This is a genomic window from Roseibium sp. (assembly GCF_039982295.1).
Lineage (GTDB): Bacteria > Pseudomonadota > Alphaproteobacteria > Rhizobiales > Stappiaceae > Roseibium.
In genome coordinates this window covers 107,053-121,119 of record NZ_JBDWYP010000082.1, presented here as the reverse complement: position 1 = coordinate 121,119, position 14,067 = coordinate 107,053, and the positions used below count along the sequence as shown (strand labels likewise).

The 14,067-nt window shown below is 56.2% G+C and carries 14 protein-coding genes; 5 read left to right on the top strand and 9 right to left on the bottom strand.

The window, feature by feature from the left end; genetic code table 11:
• Positions 1-118: 118 nt before the first annotated feature.
• The 4 genes from ABJZ52_RS16520 to ABJZ52_RS16505 form a co-directional block, all read right to left on the bottom strand.
• Positions 119-1,285 (bottom strand): hypothetical protein, encoded by a 1,167-nt coding sequence (locus ABJZ52_RS16520; RefSeq protein ID WP_348188398.1) that lies wholly within the window; start codon positions 1,283-1,285, stop codon positions 119-121.
• A gap of 127 nt (positions 1,286-1,412) precedes the next feature.
• Positions 1,413-1,670 carry an exodeoxyribonuclease VII small subunit gene (locus ABJZ52_RS16515; RefSeq protein WP_348188396.1) on the bottom strand — a complete coding sequence of 86 codons (258 nt, stop codon included), beginning with the start codon at positions 1,668-1,670 and terminating at the stop codon, positions 1,413-1,415.
• A 116-nt stretch (positions 1,671-1,786) separates the two neighbouring features.
• Entirely contained in the window at positions 1,787-2,767 is a 981-nt protein-coding gene (locus ABJZ52_RS16510; protein WP_348188392.1) for a histone deacetylase family protein, read from the bottom strand.
• A gap of 456 nt (positions 2,768-3,223) precedes the next feature.
• Positions 3,224-4,231 (bottom strand): L-threonylcarbamoyladenylate synthase, encoded by a 1,008-nt coding sequence (locus ABJZ52_RS16505; protein WP_348188390.1) that lies wholly within the window; start codon positions 4,229-4,231, stop codon positions 3,224-3,226.
• 189 nt (positions 4,232-4,420) lie between these two features.
• On the opposite strand from ABJZ52_RS16505, the gene ABJZ52_RS16500 reads away from it, so the two are divergent.
• From ABJZ52_RS16500 to ABJZ52_RS16490, 3 genes are read left to right on the top strand one after another with little or no spacing between them, the layout of a single operon-like run.
• Positions 4,421-6,202 carry an acyl-CoA dehydrogenase gene (locus ABJZ52_RS16500; RefSeq protein WP_348188388.1) on the top strand — a complete coding sequence of 594 codons (1,782 nt, stop codon included), beginning with the start codon at positions 4,421-4,423 and terminating at the stop codon, positions 6,200-6,202.
• 25 nt (positions 6,203-6,227) lie between these two features.
• A complete protein-coding gene (locus tag ABJZ52_RS16495) occupies positions 6,228-6,971 on the top strand; it encodes a crotonase/enoyl-CoA hydratase family protein (RefSeq protein WP_348188386.1) in 744 nt (247 codons plus the stop codon).
• Positions 6,972-6,993: 22 nt separating this feature from the next.
• Positions 6,994-7,857 (top strand): NAD(P)-dependent oxidoreductase, encoded by an 864-nt coding sequence (locus ABJZ52_RS16490; protein ID WP_348188384.1) that lies wholly within the window; start codon positions 6,994-6,996, stop codon positions 7,855-7,857.
• Positions 7,858-7,941: 84 nt separating this feature from the next.
• Here the strand turns inward: ABJZ52_RS16490 and ABJZ52_RS16485 are convergent, their stop codons facing one another.
• Positions 7,942-8,928: a J domain-containing protein gene (locus tag ABJZ52_RS16485; RefSeq protein ID WP_348188382.1), complete on the bottom strand. Its 987-nt coding sequence runs from the start codon at positions 8,926-8,928 to the stop codon at positions 7,942-7,944.
• 145 nt (positions 8,929-9,073) lie between these two features.
• Positions 9,074-9,559, bottom strand: a complete 486-nt coding sequence (locus tag ABJZ52_RS16480; RefSeq protein WP_348188380.1) for an RT0821/Lpp0805 family surface protein — start codon at positions 9,557-9,559, stop codon at positions 9,074-9,076.
• A 72-nt stretch (positions 9,560-9,631) separates the two neighbouring features.
• Here ABJZ52_RS16480 and pdxH point away from each other — a divergent pair, with 72 nt between their 5' ends.
• Complete coding sequence (gene pdxH / locus ABJZ52_RS16475; protein WP_348188378.1) at positions 9,632-10,267, top strand: pyridoxamine 5'-phosphate oxidase; 636 nt, start codon at positions 9,632-9,634, stop codon at positions 10,265-10,267.
• Between the two features lie 20 nt (positions 10,268-10,287).
• Here pdxH and ABJZ52_RS16470 read toward each other — a convergent pair whose 3' ends face one another.
• On the bottom strand, positions 10,288-11,262 hold the full coding sequence (locus ABJZ52_RS16470; RefSeq protein WP_348188376.1) for a magnesium transporter CorA family protein: 975 nt from the start codon (positions 11,260-11,262) through the stop codon (positions 10,288-10,290).
• A 168-nt stretch (positions 11,263-11,430) separates the two neighbouring features.
• Positions 11,431-11,574 carry a hypothetical protein gene (locus ABJZ52_RS16465; protein ID WP_348188374.1) on the bottom strand — a complete coding sequence of 48 codons (144 nt, stop codon included), beginning with the start codon at positions 11,572-11,574 and terminating at the stop codon, positions 11,431-11,433.
• 562 nt (positions 11,575-12,136) lie between these two features.
• Between ABJZ52_RS16465 and ABJZ52_RS16460 the strand changes: the two genes are divergently transcribed.
• A complete protein-coding gene (locus ABJZ52_RS16460) occupies positions 12,137-13,084 on the top strand; it encodes a DUF1499 domain-containing protein (protein ID WP_348188372.1) in 948 nt (315 codons plus the stop codon).
• Positions 13,085-13,105: 21 nt separating this feature from the next.
• On the opposite strand, the gene ABJZ52_RS16455 is transcribed toward ABJZ52_RS16460, so the two are convergent.
• Entirely contained in the window at positions 13,106-14,005 is a 900-nt protein-coding gene (locus ABJZ52_RS16455; protein WP_348188370.1) for an MBL fold metallo-hydrolase, read from the bottom strand.
• Positions 14,006-14,067 lie beyond the last annotated feature (62 nt).

Sequence of the window (14,067 nt, the reverse complement as noted above, 5' to 3'; positions counted from 1 at the left end):
CTGGGGCCGTGTTTCACGGCCCCTTTTTTTATGTGCGGCTGCTTATGAGCGGCTGTAGCGGTCCCGGGTCATTGTATCGTTTTGAGGCCATTGTATCTCTGCGGAAGGCAGGCCTTTTTCAAAAAAGACCGCTCAAGCTGTGTATCAACTGCGTAAGCTCAAGTTGTGATTGCGTCGATGTTTTCTCATATATTCGGCGCAGATGTGTCTTTGCGGTGTTCCTCGTGATGTCGAGATTTTCCAGTGTCTCAGCAAGAGCGCCGCTGACGGCTAGGTCGTAAGCCAGCCGCGCTTCTCCATTCGACAAGCCGAATGCGGAGCGCAGCAACCCCTTGAGGTCTTCGGAAAGCTTGTGGGGCTTTCGGACCTCCACCAGTATGAAATTGCTCTCTGCAAGCTCCGGTCTGTCGGTGAAGGATCGGAGACCGCGGATCGAGACATGACACAATGCTTCGTCATGAACAGAGACAAAAACAGACTGTTCGGGAGCCGGCGTCACTTCGAGCGAAGGTCCGGTCGCTGCTGCTGACCTGAACGGGGCGCCCACTTGTTGTGATACCGACGTAAGCGCGGTCTCGAGTTCCTTTTTCGTAGGTACAAGCCGATTTCCATTTACGGTGAAAATATGGCCGTCCTTCAACAGTTCTCGATAGGAGGGCGTGCTGAAGTGGATTGAAAGATCTTCGTCGACGAGACACATTGCGTTCTTTTGGCTCGATGCCATCAACTGCAATGCCTCTTTGCGAGAGGCGGCTTCACTAAAGCGCTCTGCGACATCAAGGGCTGATGAAACTGCCTTCGCGAAACGCCTGAAGGGCGGCATCACGTAATCGGGATCAGCTTCTTCCATGGAGATGGTCGACCAGAGACAGCCGACCAGAACTGTGGTGCCCCGCGATCGCAGAACAGGTGTGATCAGTCCGGGCCAATTGGCAAGTGGGTGTGCTGCCGGTACCGCCTGTTTGGAAACTTCCTTGCTGCGGTTCGTCAGCTGAGCCTTGCAGTAGGGATAGTTGACTGCGGCTTCGTCGATCAGGAAGCGCAAGGCCGTGCGGTTCGCTTCGGTCCGGACATTGTCCAGAAAATCGATCAGCTCCTTTGCCTGCGCTGCATCTGAAAAGCGGCCCGTGTGCTCCTTGTTCGGGCCAAATTCAAGCATGTAGGCGCGGCATTTGAGGGACCGCTCGACGCATTGCAGGGTTTGAGGCCATAACGACGGGTTGCCAGCGCATTCTTGAACGCGCTCCAGCACCCTGAATTCGTCATGTGCGGTAATCGAAACCATGCCGCATAATTTTCCAGTTTCTCAGCTGTTGGCAAGAGAAAAGCTGGTCAATTCGGCGAGATCTCGGTAAAAATGTATACATTACGTTGCGAGAGTTTTTAAGTCGGAGGAAATTAGAGGTGTGAGGTCAGCTTTCGGGGTCAAGATCTGCTGTCCCGGCCGCTTGTCCGTCCTGCCCAAGTTGTATCTTCTCTACTTTCGCCTCAGCAGCCTTCAGGAGGCTGTTGCAATGACTGCGCAAGGTCGCGCCGCGCTCGTACATCTCGATGCTGCGCTCGAGCGGCACATTTCCCTGTTCCAGCTCTCGCACAATCGTTTCCAGCTGCTTGAGTGCCTCTTCAAAGGAAAGAGAGGCAAGGTCTGGCTGGGTCGTTTCGCTGGTCATGGCGCTAATCCGAGAGGTTTTTGATGACGGATTTAGACACTTACGGGCTTGGCGGCTGAGGTCAAGGCGTAGAGGACCGTTGCGAAGTGCTATCCTCAATTGATCCGAAGAAGCGATCAGCCGGTCATAAGCGTCATAACGTGTGCCGCGGCAGAGCGTGCCAGCCCTTCGAGGTCGTACCCGCCTTCAAGAACGGAGACGAGGCGGCCGTCGCAATGTTTTTCAGCCACGTTCATCAAAGCCCGTGTCGCCCAGGCAAAGTCGGCTTCCAGAAGGTTGAGGCTGCCAAGCGGGTCGCGAGCATGCGCATCAAACCCGGCGGAAATTATGACCAGATCCGGCGCGAAGCCACTCAGGCGGGGAAGAATGACTGCTTCCATTGCTTCCTTGAAGACTGAGCCGTCATCTCCTGCGGAGAGTGGTACGTTGACGATTGTGTTGGCCTCACCGGTCTCATTTGCGGCACCTGATCCCGGATAGAGCGGCATCTGATGGGTCGAACAATACATCACGGTTGGATCTGCCCAGAAAATGTCCTGGGTGCCATTGCCGTGGTGAACATCAAAGTCGACGATTGCAACGCGTTCTGCGCCATATTGGGTCTGGGCGAAACGAGCCGCAACCGCGACGTTGTTGAAGAAGCAAAAGCCCATCGCCCGGTCTTTTTCAGCATGATGGCCGGGTGGGCGGGACGCTGAAAATGCGTTGGTGACTTTTTTGTCAAACACCTCCTCGACTGCGCGGCACGCGCCACCCGCCCCACGCAAGATTGCTTCCCAGGTGCCCGGAGACATGGTGGTGTCCGCGTCGACTCGTGCAAGGCCCTCCTGAGGTGCAAGCCTGTGCAGCATGTCGATATAGATCATGGGGTGAGCGCGCGCGATGTCTTCTCGCCGGCCAATCGGTGCTGCCTCCCGCTCCAAGGGCTGAAAGCGCTCGTGCTCAAGAATGCGGTCAATTGCCCTCAGTCTGTCCGGGCGCTCGGGATGGCCTACGGGCGTTAGATGATCGAGGAAGGTTGGGTGATGAAGCAGAAGCGTTGACACAAGAACACCAATAAAAGGAGGTCGCCGAGCGGGCTCTGAGATTGAGTGCATCAGACCGGCGCTCCGCAGGCCTGTCAATCCGGCATTGGATGTAGGAGTGTCGAAGTTGAAAGTCTGGAGCGGTGTCGTGTGCAAAGAAACGGGGCCGATCTGGGTGGAGATCTGGCCCCGAAAGGTGCGAGCACAAGGGTGCTCGAGGGGAGGTCCGCTGCATCTGATTTAGTAAGTAAAAGATAATTGATTCGCGGCCCTTGTCGCTAGGGTGGCAACAAACTTCCGCAGATGTATCTGTGTATAAATTGTGTTGTGAGATATAAAGTGGCGATTATATAAAAATGAATATTGTCAATTACACGATGTGAATCGGGCTGAGAGATTTTTTCTGTATTGGTGCGTTCGATCAAGCTTTCGGTATTTTCAGGCTATCTCGAAAAAATCCAAACGTTTCGACGCCCAGAAACTCGATCAATGTTGCCGCTCAATCAAAACTTGCACGGCAATTGTCAGTCACGATGGTGTATTCGGGCGCGGTGCAGCGGCGCGCTCAATGCGGTCATTGATGGCTTCCCCGAGACCTTCCTTCGGGATGGTCTGGACACAGATTGTCTCTGCCCCTGAGGTGTCCAGGGACCTTAGTGCCGCGAAAAGCCTTGCTGCAGCTTCTTCAAGATCGCCTGAGGGACTTAGATTAATTTCGCAGACAGCGCCATCTGCGCCGGGAAGCTTGTGCGGGCCAAACGCCAAGAGTGCTTCGCCTTCTTTCACCGCTAGGGCATTCAGGCGTACAGCTGCCGAGGGTGCGTAGTGAGAGGACAGCATTCCCGGTGCTTGCGGTGTGTCGGGTTTTGCTGGTGTCGAAGCATCGATCAGGCCACGGCCAAGGACGGCCTCCAGATCCTTTCGCGGGACGCCGCCCGGGCGCAGCAGGCGCGGAGTGCCATCAACGAGCGCGACAATTGTGGATTCGATGCCGACCGAACAGGGGCCGGCGTCGACGACAAAACTAAGCGAGGCGCCCAAGTCAATTGTGACGGCATCGGCAGTCGTTGTGCTGACCTTTCCTGAAATATTGGCGCTGGGCGCCGCGAGCGGCAAGCTACATTTTTCTGCCAGAAATCGCATGACAGGTCCCGCAGGTACGCGCAGGGCAACTGTGTCAAGCCCGGCCGTAGCAAGATCGCAAATGGTTGATTGTGGCCTCTTGGGGACGACGAGTGTAAGCGGGCCTGGCCAGAAAGCTCTCGCAAGCTTCAAGGCGTCCTCATCGAAAATCCCGTGCTCCATACAAGCTTCCAGAGATGGTAGATGGGAAATCAGGGGATTGAACTGGGGCCTGCCTTTTGCGGTGAAGATCTTGGCACATGCGGCGCTGCTGGTGGCGTCAGCGGCAAGCCCGTAGACCGTTTCCGTCGGAATGGCCACGAGTTCACCAGCCTTGATCGCATCACATACGGCATCCGCCTCTGCTGCGTCCTGCCAGTCGTCTTGTGTCAGGTTCAGGGTCCATTTGCGCATGGATTGCCGTGTCTCCGCCTGAATGGGTGTCGAACCGCTCCTGTCGAAGTATTAGGTTGCCGTAGCGGTACGGATTGACGTTCACGTAAACCCGGTTAGTGTTCCGTCAAATAGTCAAACGTCAGGGCCTTTTGCGGCCCCGGGGCGGTCCCGTCAAGGTGCCGTATAAAATTGCTTAGGGAGCTCTTCATGTATCGTGCGCCAATCGACGAGATTGCTTTTACCCTCAAGAACGTCTGTGGACTTGAAGAGCTTCAGAAACACGATGCGCATGGTGACCTTGGGGATGACCTCGTTTCCGCGATTTTGACAGAAGCCGGACGCTTTGCCGCGGAGGAAATTGCGCCACTGAATGCGGTTGCCGACAAGCATGGAACTCCCTTTTCGAACGGCACTGTCTCGACGCCTCCCGGTTGGAAAGAGCTTTATCATCGCTGGATCGAAGGAGGCTGGAACGGCTTGAGTGCAAATCCTGACTTCGGTGGTCAGGGACTGCCGGTCATGCTCTCTGCCGCAGCGCTGGAAATGTGGAACTCGGGCTCTATGGCCTTTGCGATCGGCCCAACATTGACAATCGGCGCGGTTGAAGCGCTCGAAAAGCATGCCACAGATGACTTGAAGGCCAAGTATCTCGAAAAGCTGGTGTCCGGTGAATGGATGGGAACCATGAACCTGACCGAACCTCAAGCAGGTTCAGATCTGAACGCACTGAAAGCCAAGGCCGTTCCCCACGGCGATGGTACCTACAGAATCAGCGGACAGAAGATTTTCATCACCTACGGCGAACACGACATGACGGACAATATCGTCCATCTGGTGCTTGCCAGACTCCCGGATGCGCCCGCGGGAACGAGGGGCATTTCTCTATTCCTGGTGCCGAAGTTCTTCGTCAACGACGATGGTACGCTGGGAGATCATAACGACGTGCGCTGTGCCGGTGTCGAGCACAAGCTCGGAATTCATGGCTCACCGACCTGTACGATGGTCTTTGGTGATGACGGAGGCGCCACCGGCTGGTTGATCGGCGAGGAAAACCGTGGCCTTGCATGCATGTTCACGATGATGAACAACGCTCGGCTTGCCGTCGGTATCCAGGGACTTGGTGTTGCGGAGAGGGCCTATCAGCAGGCACTCGCCTACGCTCTCGATCGCAAGCAGGGGCGCGCGCCGGGTGAAAAAGGCGAGGGAATGAGCGCAATTGCGCATCATCCCGACATCAAACGCACGCTTCTGGCCATGCGTTCGCGGACGCAGGTGGCGAGGGCGATCTGCTATGCCTGTGCCCACGCAATTGACATGTCTCATTTGGCCGAAACAGCTGAAGACAGGAAGTTCTGGTCAGATCGGGCCGGGCTTTTGACCCCGCTTGCAAAAGCGATCCCGACCGACTTCGGTGTCGAGGTTGCTTCCATGGGCGTCCAGATCCACGGCGGAATGGGGTATGTGGAGGAGACAGGTGCAGCTCAACACCTTCGTGATAGTCGTATCGCAACGATCTACGAAGGCACCAATGGCATCCAGTCGATCGACCTTGTCATGCGTAAATTGCCACTGTCGAACGGTGAGCATATCGACGGGTTCATTTCTGAGTTGCGGCAGATTGCCGATGAAGTCGTCGCCAGCAACCGTCCCGAATTCGGTGCGACGGGTGATCTGCTCCATGCAGCGATTGAAGAACTCGAACGGGTCACGAGCTGGATGAAGTCAGCGCAGGCTGACGGGCGCACTGCCGAGGCTTTGGCAGGGGCAACGCCTTATCTCCGATTGGCCGGGCTGACCCTCGGCGGAGTTCTCCTTGCCAAGGGCGCTCTGCGCGCCGGCACAGAGAATGCAGCGGCTGTGAAGGACCGTACACTGTTGGCCCGCAGTTTTGCAGAGACGAGCCTTTACGAGACGATTGCTCTTGGAGCCGATGTCACGTCTTCAGCAGGCTCGATCCTGTCTCTCGACCCTGAAGCGCTGGCGTCCTGACAGAAGCTGCAATGGGAGGAATTCAATGATCCGGAAATCTCTGGAGGAGGGGGTTTGCACCCTCCGGCTTGACCGTGCCGAAAAGAAAAACGCGCTCACCGGCGCGATGTATGCCGACCTTGCTGAAGCCCTTGAAGAGGGGAATTCGGATGAGAGCGTACGATGCCATCTCATTTGCGGTCAGCCCGGCTCTTTCACCGCGGGCAATGACATCGCCGATTTTCTGCAATTTGCAGGAAAGGGCGATCTCTCGGGCACGCCCGTGATCCGTTTTCTCAAGGCGGTCGCGTTGAATGAGAAGCCGATTGTCGCTGCGGTTGATGGTCTGGCAATTGGCGTTGGAACCACGCTGCTGATGCACTGTGATATGGTTTTTGCAACGAAGATATCCACCTTCAAGACGCCCTTCGTGGATTTGGGACTTGTGCCTGAGGCTGGCTCATCTCTTCTCGCACCCAGGCTCATGGGGCATGCGCGGGCGTTCGAACTCCTCTGTCTTGGGGCCGCCTTTGATGCGGAAAGAGCGCATGCTGTAGGCATCGTGAACCACATTGAGGTCGATGTCGAAAAGGCAGCGCTTGTCTGCGCCAGAACGATCGCGGCGAAGCCGCCCCAGGCCATGAAACTGTCGCGCGACCTTTTGTTGGGCGACCGGAAAGATCTGCTGGCACGAATCGACGAAGAGGCCCGAATTTTCGGTGAGCGGCTAAGTGCGCCCGAGACCATCGCCGCTTTTCAGGCCTTCATGATGAAAAAGCCCAAGGGCTGACAAGATTGATCGGAGTATCCCAATGAGCCTGTCAGGCAAGACACTTTTCATCACCGGCGCCTCGCGCGGTATCGGCAAGGCGATTGCCCTGCGGGCGGCGCGCGACGGCGCGAATATTGCCATTGCGGCCAAAACCGCTGAGCCGCACCCCAAACTGGAGGGCACGATTTTTTCCGCTGCAGAGGAAATCGAGACGGCTGGTGGCAAGGCGCTGCCACTGGTCCTTGACGTTCGTGACGATGAAGCCGTCAAACGTGCTATCGACAAGGCCGCCGAAACATTCGGCGGACTGGACATACTCGTCAACAACGCCAGCGCAATTCAGCTTACACCGCTCGCCCAAACAGACATGAAACGATTTGATCTGATGCATCAGATCAACACTCGCGGCACGCTTGCCTGTTCGAAACATGCAATTGAACACCTGGCAAAGTCTGACAATCCTCATATTCTGACACTCTCGCCACCTCTTGATATGCAAGAGAAGTGGTTTGCGCCGTTTACGCCGTATTCGATTGCCAAATACGGCATGAGCCTTGTGGTTCTGGGGCTCGCCGGTGAGCTCAGAGCGAAGGGGATTGCAGTCAATGCGCTCTGGCCGCGCACCACAATTGCGACGGCTGCAATCAGGAACATCATTGGTGGTGATGCCCTGATGCAGCAAAGTCGGACACCCGATATTCTCGCAGACGCTGCCTACGAGATCTTCACGACCTCGTCGGAAGAGCTTTCTGGCCAGTTCCTGATTGATGACAGTTTCCTGGCATCACGGGGCGTGACCGATTTTGACGGCTATCGCGTTGACCCAAGCGTTGCCTTGGCGCCTGACTTCTTTGTACCAGACAACAGCGTCGCGCCCTGCGAGCTGGGACCGGTCAAAGCCTGATATCTCTCGGCGGACTTCGATTGAGCCAGAAGAGCCCCGGCGGTGTGCCGGGGCTTTTCTTATTGGATCGACGTTTTGTCTGGCCTAATCGAATTCCGGTCCCCTGGCGCGGTAAGGTGTGACGTCCTTCCAGGCTTTCATGAGGGTTTCCAGCTCGTCATCTGCATTCGGGGGCAGGATGATCTGAAGTTTGACGAGAAGGTCGCCATGGCCACCGCTCTTGGTTGGCAGACCCTTGCCTTTCAGGCGCATCGTCTTGTCTCCCGAGCTGTTGGGCGGGATGTTCAAGTTGACCGCGCCCGTAAGCGTCGGGGTGCGGACCTTTGCGCCGAGCACCGCCTCATAGAGAGCAAGCGGCAACTCCAGGATAAGATCGTTTCCGCGAACATCGAAGAGTTTGTGCGGCTTCACGCGAATTTCGACAAGCGCATCTCCTGCCGAGCCGCCATATTCTCCAGGGTAGCCTTGTCCACGCAGGCGGATTTTCTCGCCCTCGTGCGTGCCTGCCGGTATCGTGACGTTGACGGTCTTGCCGCTTGGCAGCGTAACTTGCGTCTTCCCGGCGTTGACGATGTCCTCAAGCGAAACCGCCGCGATCAACTCGGCGTTCTTTCCTTTTTGAGCAGGTCGCGTGCGCTGACCTGCACCTGGCTTCGGGCCGCCAGCACCGGCACGTGCACGTTTGCCGCCACCAAAACCACCAAGGATATCATTCAAGATGTCATCGAAGCCGCCGGTAGAGCCGCCTGGGCCACCCGCCGCCTGTCCGCGGAAACCTCTCGAGGAGCCCGCGCCACCAAAGTCCTGAAAATCCGAGAAACCGTCAAAGCCATGGGATTGGAATTTTTGCTTGCCCTCGGCGTCAATTTCTCCCCGGTCAAATTTCGCGCGCTTTTCCTTGTCGCCGATGATTTCATAGGCCTGATTGACCTCGGCAAACCGAGCCTGCGCTTTTGGATCGTCCTGATTTTGGTCAGGATGATATTGCTTTGCCAGCTTGCGAAAGGCTTTTTTTATGTCGGCCTCGGTCGCCGATTTCGCAACACCGAGGACGCTGTAAGGATCACGCATGGAATGTCACCAATTCATGGATACGGCCGGCGCAACCGCCCGCCTCCGAAGTCTGTCTCTGGAATTATATCGTGATTGATAGGAAAAAATTCCAGACCTGTTCAGAATAGTCTTCAGATCTGTTTTACCGGGATTATAGAGCCGATCAAGCGCCGCCAGCGGCCAAGCTGGTAATTGTCAGCTTTCGGCTGATATCTCTGCACGCCGTACCGGAATAGATCCTTACGCCGGCAATCGTGTTGGCTGTCGTCTTGAAGGTCAGGCATCCGGTTTCGGCAAGATCCTGCTGGTCCACATCGCTGACCTTGCCTGAATTGCCGCTTTCCGGATTGGTCCAGCTCAGACGTGCGTCATGGTCTCCGCCTGTTTCTTGCTCAGGAACGGCGCCTGACGTGAGCAGGCCGAGGGTAAAGGCAATTATCTGACGGTCTTTTCCGTCAATGTCGGTGAACGCTACGTCTATCCCGGAGGGAATGGACCCGGTCAGAACAAGCGGCGTTTCAACGTCATCGCTTCCCAGTGGCATCGTAACCTGTCCGCAGCCGCCGACAGCAAGGCATAGAAGAACGCCCAGGCTCGCGAGGCTCTGGATCTTTGCCTTGCCGGCAGTATATGTCTGTTCGTGAGACAACTGGTTCGATCCCGATTGGCCCTGACCTGATATGCGGTCAGTACGCCATTTCCAACACTCGGCAGGCAGGAAATGACAGACTCCAACACTTCGCCAAAAGAGTTAACAAATGGTGACTTTACAGAGTCATCGAAGCCGTTTGACCTGTTTCGTGAGTGGCTTGAAGATGCAGGCAAGAGCGAAGTCAATGACCCGAACGCGCTGTCTTTGGCGACGGTCGATCCAGATGGATTGCCAAATGTGCGGATGGTCTTGCTGAAAGGCTTCGATGAGCGTGGGTTCGTATTTTACACAAATTTTGAAAGCGCCAAAGGCCGTGAGTTGCTCAGCGCAGGCAAGGCCGCGATGTGCTTCCATTGGAAGTCGCTCCGACGCCAGGTGAGGATTCGCGGTCCGATTGTTCAGGTCGATGATGCGGAGGCTGACGAATACTATCAGTCTCGCGCGCGTGGAAGCCGTATCGGTGCCTGGGCGTCGAAGCAGTCACGACCGCTTGAAAGTCGTTTCGCACTTGAAAAGGAAGTCGCGAAGTTTACGGCGAAATTCGCCATCGGCGAAATACCGCGGCCCGACCATTGGAGTGGAATGCGGCTTGTTCCCACATCGATCGAGTTCTGGCACGATCGGCCATTTCGGCTGCACGACCGTGTCCTCTTCACGCGCGCATCGGCCGATGAGGGGTGGAGCAGGGATCGACTCTATCCGTGACCTAAAGCGACATGCGAGCCTTAGAGAAGTTTTTTCCAGCGCAGGAAAAAATAGGTCATGGCGACCGAGGCAAACATGAGTGCAATCGAGAATACAAACCCGAGATGCCACTTCAACTCGGGCATATTGATGAAATTCATCCCGTAGATCGACGCGATCAGGGTCGGCGGGAGAAAGATGACGCCAAGCACGGAAAACACCTTGATGATCTGGTTCTGCTCCAGATTGACAAGGCCAATGGTAGCGTCGAGCAAGAACGACAGTTTGTTGTCCAGAGCGTCGCCATGCTCCTTGATGGAATGGATGTCACGGCCATAACTCTTGCAGGTGAGGTATTGCTCGTCCGAGAGGGATACCTTTCGCCCATGACTGTCCAGAAAGAGCAAAAGCCGTGAAAGGCTGGCACAGACGTCATGCATCTTTGCGAGCTGCAGGCCGATTCTGCCCTGCGTCTTGATGGCGTCCTGGTAAACGCTTCCCTTTCGGGCGGTGATGCCCTCTTCAAAGACTTTGACGGACATCTCGTCAAAGTGTCTTGAAACCTCTTCCATCACGTCAGCCGAACGATCGATAATGATCTCCATGAGCGTGAAAAAGACAGCTGTGCCTGTATGGGGAATCGTCGCATCTTTTTGGACTTTCCGCCCGCAGATGACGATCGACTGCGGGTCGCCATAGCGCACGGTGACCAGTCGTTTTGATGACAGGACAAATGTAACGGACGAGAGCTCCGGGTCTGGTGTTCGCGCAGCCATCGGAAGAAGCCCGGTCATGACGATTGCACCCGGTTCGTCATAAAGCCTAGCAGATGTCTCGATAGACGCGATTTCTTCACGGGTGGGAATTTCAGCGCCCATCAGCTTCTCGGCTGCCAGTTGCTCTTCATGTGTTGGCTGGATCATGTCGATCCAGACCGAGGTCGGAGGCAAGGGGGATCCTGCGGGCACCTCACGTCGTTCGAGGCCAGCGGAAGAGGGGCAATAGGCGATAATCATGCAGCGAGCTCCGACGCAATCCGTGGATTACGTGAAAACATGCCACTTTGAATCGTTATGTCCAGCAGAGACTTGTCCGAAGCGAAACTGTTCGTTCGGACTTTGCGCCACGCCGACATGCCAACAATGTACGTTTCAATATTGGCGCGGGCAGACGGGGGACGCCGCTCAGTTGTGGTTTTTCTTCCCGGTCTTGTTGCTCGCGCAAAGCGCAGCTGCAGTCAAGGCAGCGATGCCGACCGGCTTGTATTGGCTTTCAAGGGAGGGCTTGGCAGGTGACGCAACTGCAACGCTTGAGGCTTTTTCAGACATTGTTCTCGTCCATGGGGTCAAAGTGTTCCGGGAGCTTGCGCCGCAAATGAGACGATACGTTGGCAAAGAGCTTTTACGAAAGTCATCGCGCCGCGAAGTCGTGGTTAATGCCAATTCATGATGCGCCGCAAATCGCTTTCTGGCGAGTAACAATGAATAACTGAATGTAACGGAAAACATTGACTTGGCGGGTGAAGCTGATGCGCCGGCTAAATTTGAGAGCGTTTGTGATCAGGTCGGGGACGCTGATTTACGACGCAGACCACTCCGTATGATGACAGCAACAAAGATCACACAAGTTTCGTTATCAGCAGAGGTTCGCTGGGAACCAACGTGTTCGAAACCAGGTTCGCGCCACCAATAATGGCCGGAACCACCAGGAATAAGAACCAGAAGCGCGCCAGTAGACGTGGGTCTGGCAAGGTGATCATGTGACCAGAGTGGTCGCCGCAGCGCCTGAAACTTCATCAGGCGCCGCTTGCGATGAACGTGTGTTTGCAGTTCCGAGAACCGTTGCATGATGCTATGAGATGCAGGTGTTGGTGAAAGGTCTGGCGGATTCATGAAACGCTATCCGGTGTTTACATCGAACATCGCACGACTGAGTCGAAGGGTTGGTGCAATCGCTTTGCCGGTCGCGCTGTTGGGCGTTCTGGCGCACCGCGCGGGATTGCTCGACCCCGCACAAATGTCCTTTTCAATTCTTCTGGCAACAATTCTGGGCATCGCCGCATTGTTTCTGGCCGCCGTCGGCTTCCTTCAGCTGTGGAATAGAGGCGGCACGGGGGCCGGGCATGCATTCCTTGGCTCTATCTACGGGATCGCGGCCCTGCTGCCAGCGGCGGCCCTCGCGATGGGGCCGTTTTTGCAAAACAGTGCCCTGGATGTTTCGACTGATCCCGACGACCCACCGGCGTTCCTCCAGGGAGTTGATGCGCCTGGAACGCTTGATCAGCTATCGCGGGTTTTTAAGGTACGGAGCGATGTGCTTCCTTCCTCAGATATCGTTTCGCGCCGATATCGCATGCAGCCGGCCGAGCTTCATTTTGCAGCGCTTAAGGCGGCCCAGCGAAACGGATGGCGCATCGTTGCGGAAATCCCTCCGGACTTGCTTGACGACCCGACTGGTTTCCAGGCCGAGGTGAAAACACCAGTGCTCGGGCTTTTCGAAGACGTTGTGGTCCGCATTCGCCCAGACCGGCTTGGGGCCCTGTTTGACATGCGATCTGCTTCAAGGTCGGTGCTGCAGGACCTGGGCGGGAACAGCGACAGAATTCGGAATTTTTATGGAGCCGTGGATGACGTGCTTCTGGAGACCTATGGGGAAATTGAAAGCATAGAAGTTCTGGGTGATGGCGATGTGATGGAGGATGATCCCCCTGAGGGCGCTTCTGATGCGCGCGCTGATGGCGACACAGAGATCCCGGTCCCGGAGTTCAAACCCTATGTAGAGGGTGCCGAAGATAGCCTTTCGCCAGATCCAGGTATCCCCGAAGACCTCGAAGGTTAGGGGCGGCGGCTCAAAGCGGCTCTAGGGTCGGCGATACATTGCCTCTAGCCGGATCTCGGGGGCAGCAATCACAAGATTGCGGGCAGCGAGATCCTCGAGATGCGCAAAGACAGAAAGCGCCGCGGCAGGACGAAGTGCCGGATCGAGCCCATAATAGATGCGAAGAACCAAACTCGGGATTGAAATCGGCTCAGTGCCCAGCTGGTCCAGTATTGAGGCCTCGCGTTGCATGCGATGGGCTTTGAGCTCCGTCATATAGTCGTGGGCATCGTGCACCAGGCCACCGTGGCCAGGAAGATAAATCGTTTCCGGACGGGCCAGAAGCCGATCGAGCGAGTTCATGTAGGATCGCATACTTCCATCCGGCGGTGCGACGATCGAGGTTGACCAGGCCATGACGTGATCTGCCGAGAACAGAAAGGGAGAGCCTTTAAGCGCAAAACAGAGGTGGTTGTCTGTGTGCCCAGGGGTTTCGATGACTTCGAAGTCGCCGCCTGAGGTCTTGTAAAGGCGGCCATCCTCCAGCGTGAGGTCAGGCTGATAGTCTCTGTCTGAGCTTGCGTCCATCGGGTTGCTTTCACCTGCCCCCAGCTCCCGTGCGGGCCGGTAGGCTGCACACCCAAGGATCGGAGCTCCCGTTTCGGATTGAAGCAATCTGGCACCTGGAGAGTGGTCAAGGTGCGTATGGCTGACAAGAATTGTTTCGACCTTTGCCCCGCCGATGGCCCTCAGGAGTGTGTCGATATGCTCGGGAGAGTCGGGTCCGGGGTCTATCACGGTTACCGCATCTTGCCCGACGAGATAGGTGTTGGTGCCATGAAACGTGAATGGGCTGGGGTTTGGTGCGGTCAGCCTGCGAATGCCGTCCGAGATCTCAATCGCGTTGCCGTATGCAGGGTCAAACTGGCGATCATGTTTCACTTTTTGATGTCTCCCGACGGTTTCGACGATCCTCTAGCATGCCAGCCGTTGCATGTGCCATC

Excerpts from the sequence above, each read along its gene's own strand:
- ABJZ52_RS16510 (WP_348188392.1), bottom strand. The coding sequence starts at position 2,767 with ATGCACTCAATCTCAGAGCCCGCTCGGCGACCTCCTTTTATTGGTGTT.
- ABJZ52_RS16465 (WP_348188374.1), bottom strand. The coding sequence starts at position 11,574 with ATGTCTGAAAAAGCCTCAAGCGTTGCAGTTGCGTCACCTGCCAAGCCC.
- ABJZ52_RS16515 (WP_348188396.1), bottom strand. The coding sequence starts at position 1,670 with ATGACCAGCGAAACGACCCAGCCAGACCTTGCCTCTCTTTCCTTTGAA.
- ABJZ52_RS16500 (WP_348188388.1), top strand. The coding sequence starts at position 4,421 with ATGTATCGTGCGCCAATCGACGAGATTGCTTTTACCCTCAAGAACGTC.
- ABJZ52_RS16490 (WP_348188384.1), top strand. The coding sequence starts at position 6,994 with ATGAGCCTGTCAGGCAAGACACTTTTCATCACCGGCGCCTCGCGCGGT.
- pdxH (WP_348188378.1), top strand. The coding sequence starts at position 9,632 with ATGACAGACTCCAACACTTCGCCAAAAGAGTTAACAAATGGTGACTTT.
- ABJZ52_RS16470 (WP_348188376.1), bottom strand. The coding sequence starts at position 11,262 with ATGATTATCGCCTATTGCCCCTCTTCCGCTGGCCTCGAACGACGTGAG.
- ABJZ52_RS16520 (WP_348188398.1), bottom strand. The coding sequence starts at position 1,285 with ATGGTTTCGATTACCGCACATGACGAATTCAGGGTGCTGGAGCGCGTT.
- ABJZ52_RS16485 (WP_348188382.1), bottom strand. The coding sequence starts at position 8,928 with ATGCGTGATCCTTACAGCGTCCTCGGTGTTGCGAAATCGGCGACCGAG.
- ABJZ52_RS16460 (WP_348188372.1), top strand. The coding sequence starts at position 12,137 with ATGAAACGCTATCCGGTGTTTACATCGAACATCGCACGACTGAGTCGA.
- ABJZ52_RS16495 (WP_348188386.1), top strand. The coding sequence starts at position 6,228 with ATGATCCGGAAATCTCTGGAGGAGGGGGTTTGCACCCTCCGGCTTGAC.
- ABJZ52_RS16505 (WP_348188390.1), bottom strand. The coding sequence starts at position 4,231 with ATGCGCAAATGGACCCTGAACCTGACACAAGACGACTGGCAGGACGCA.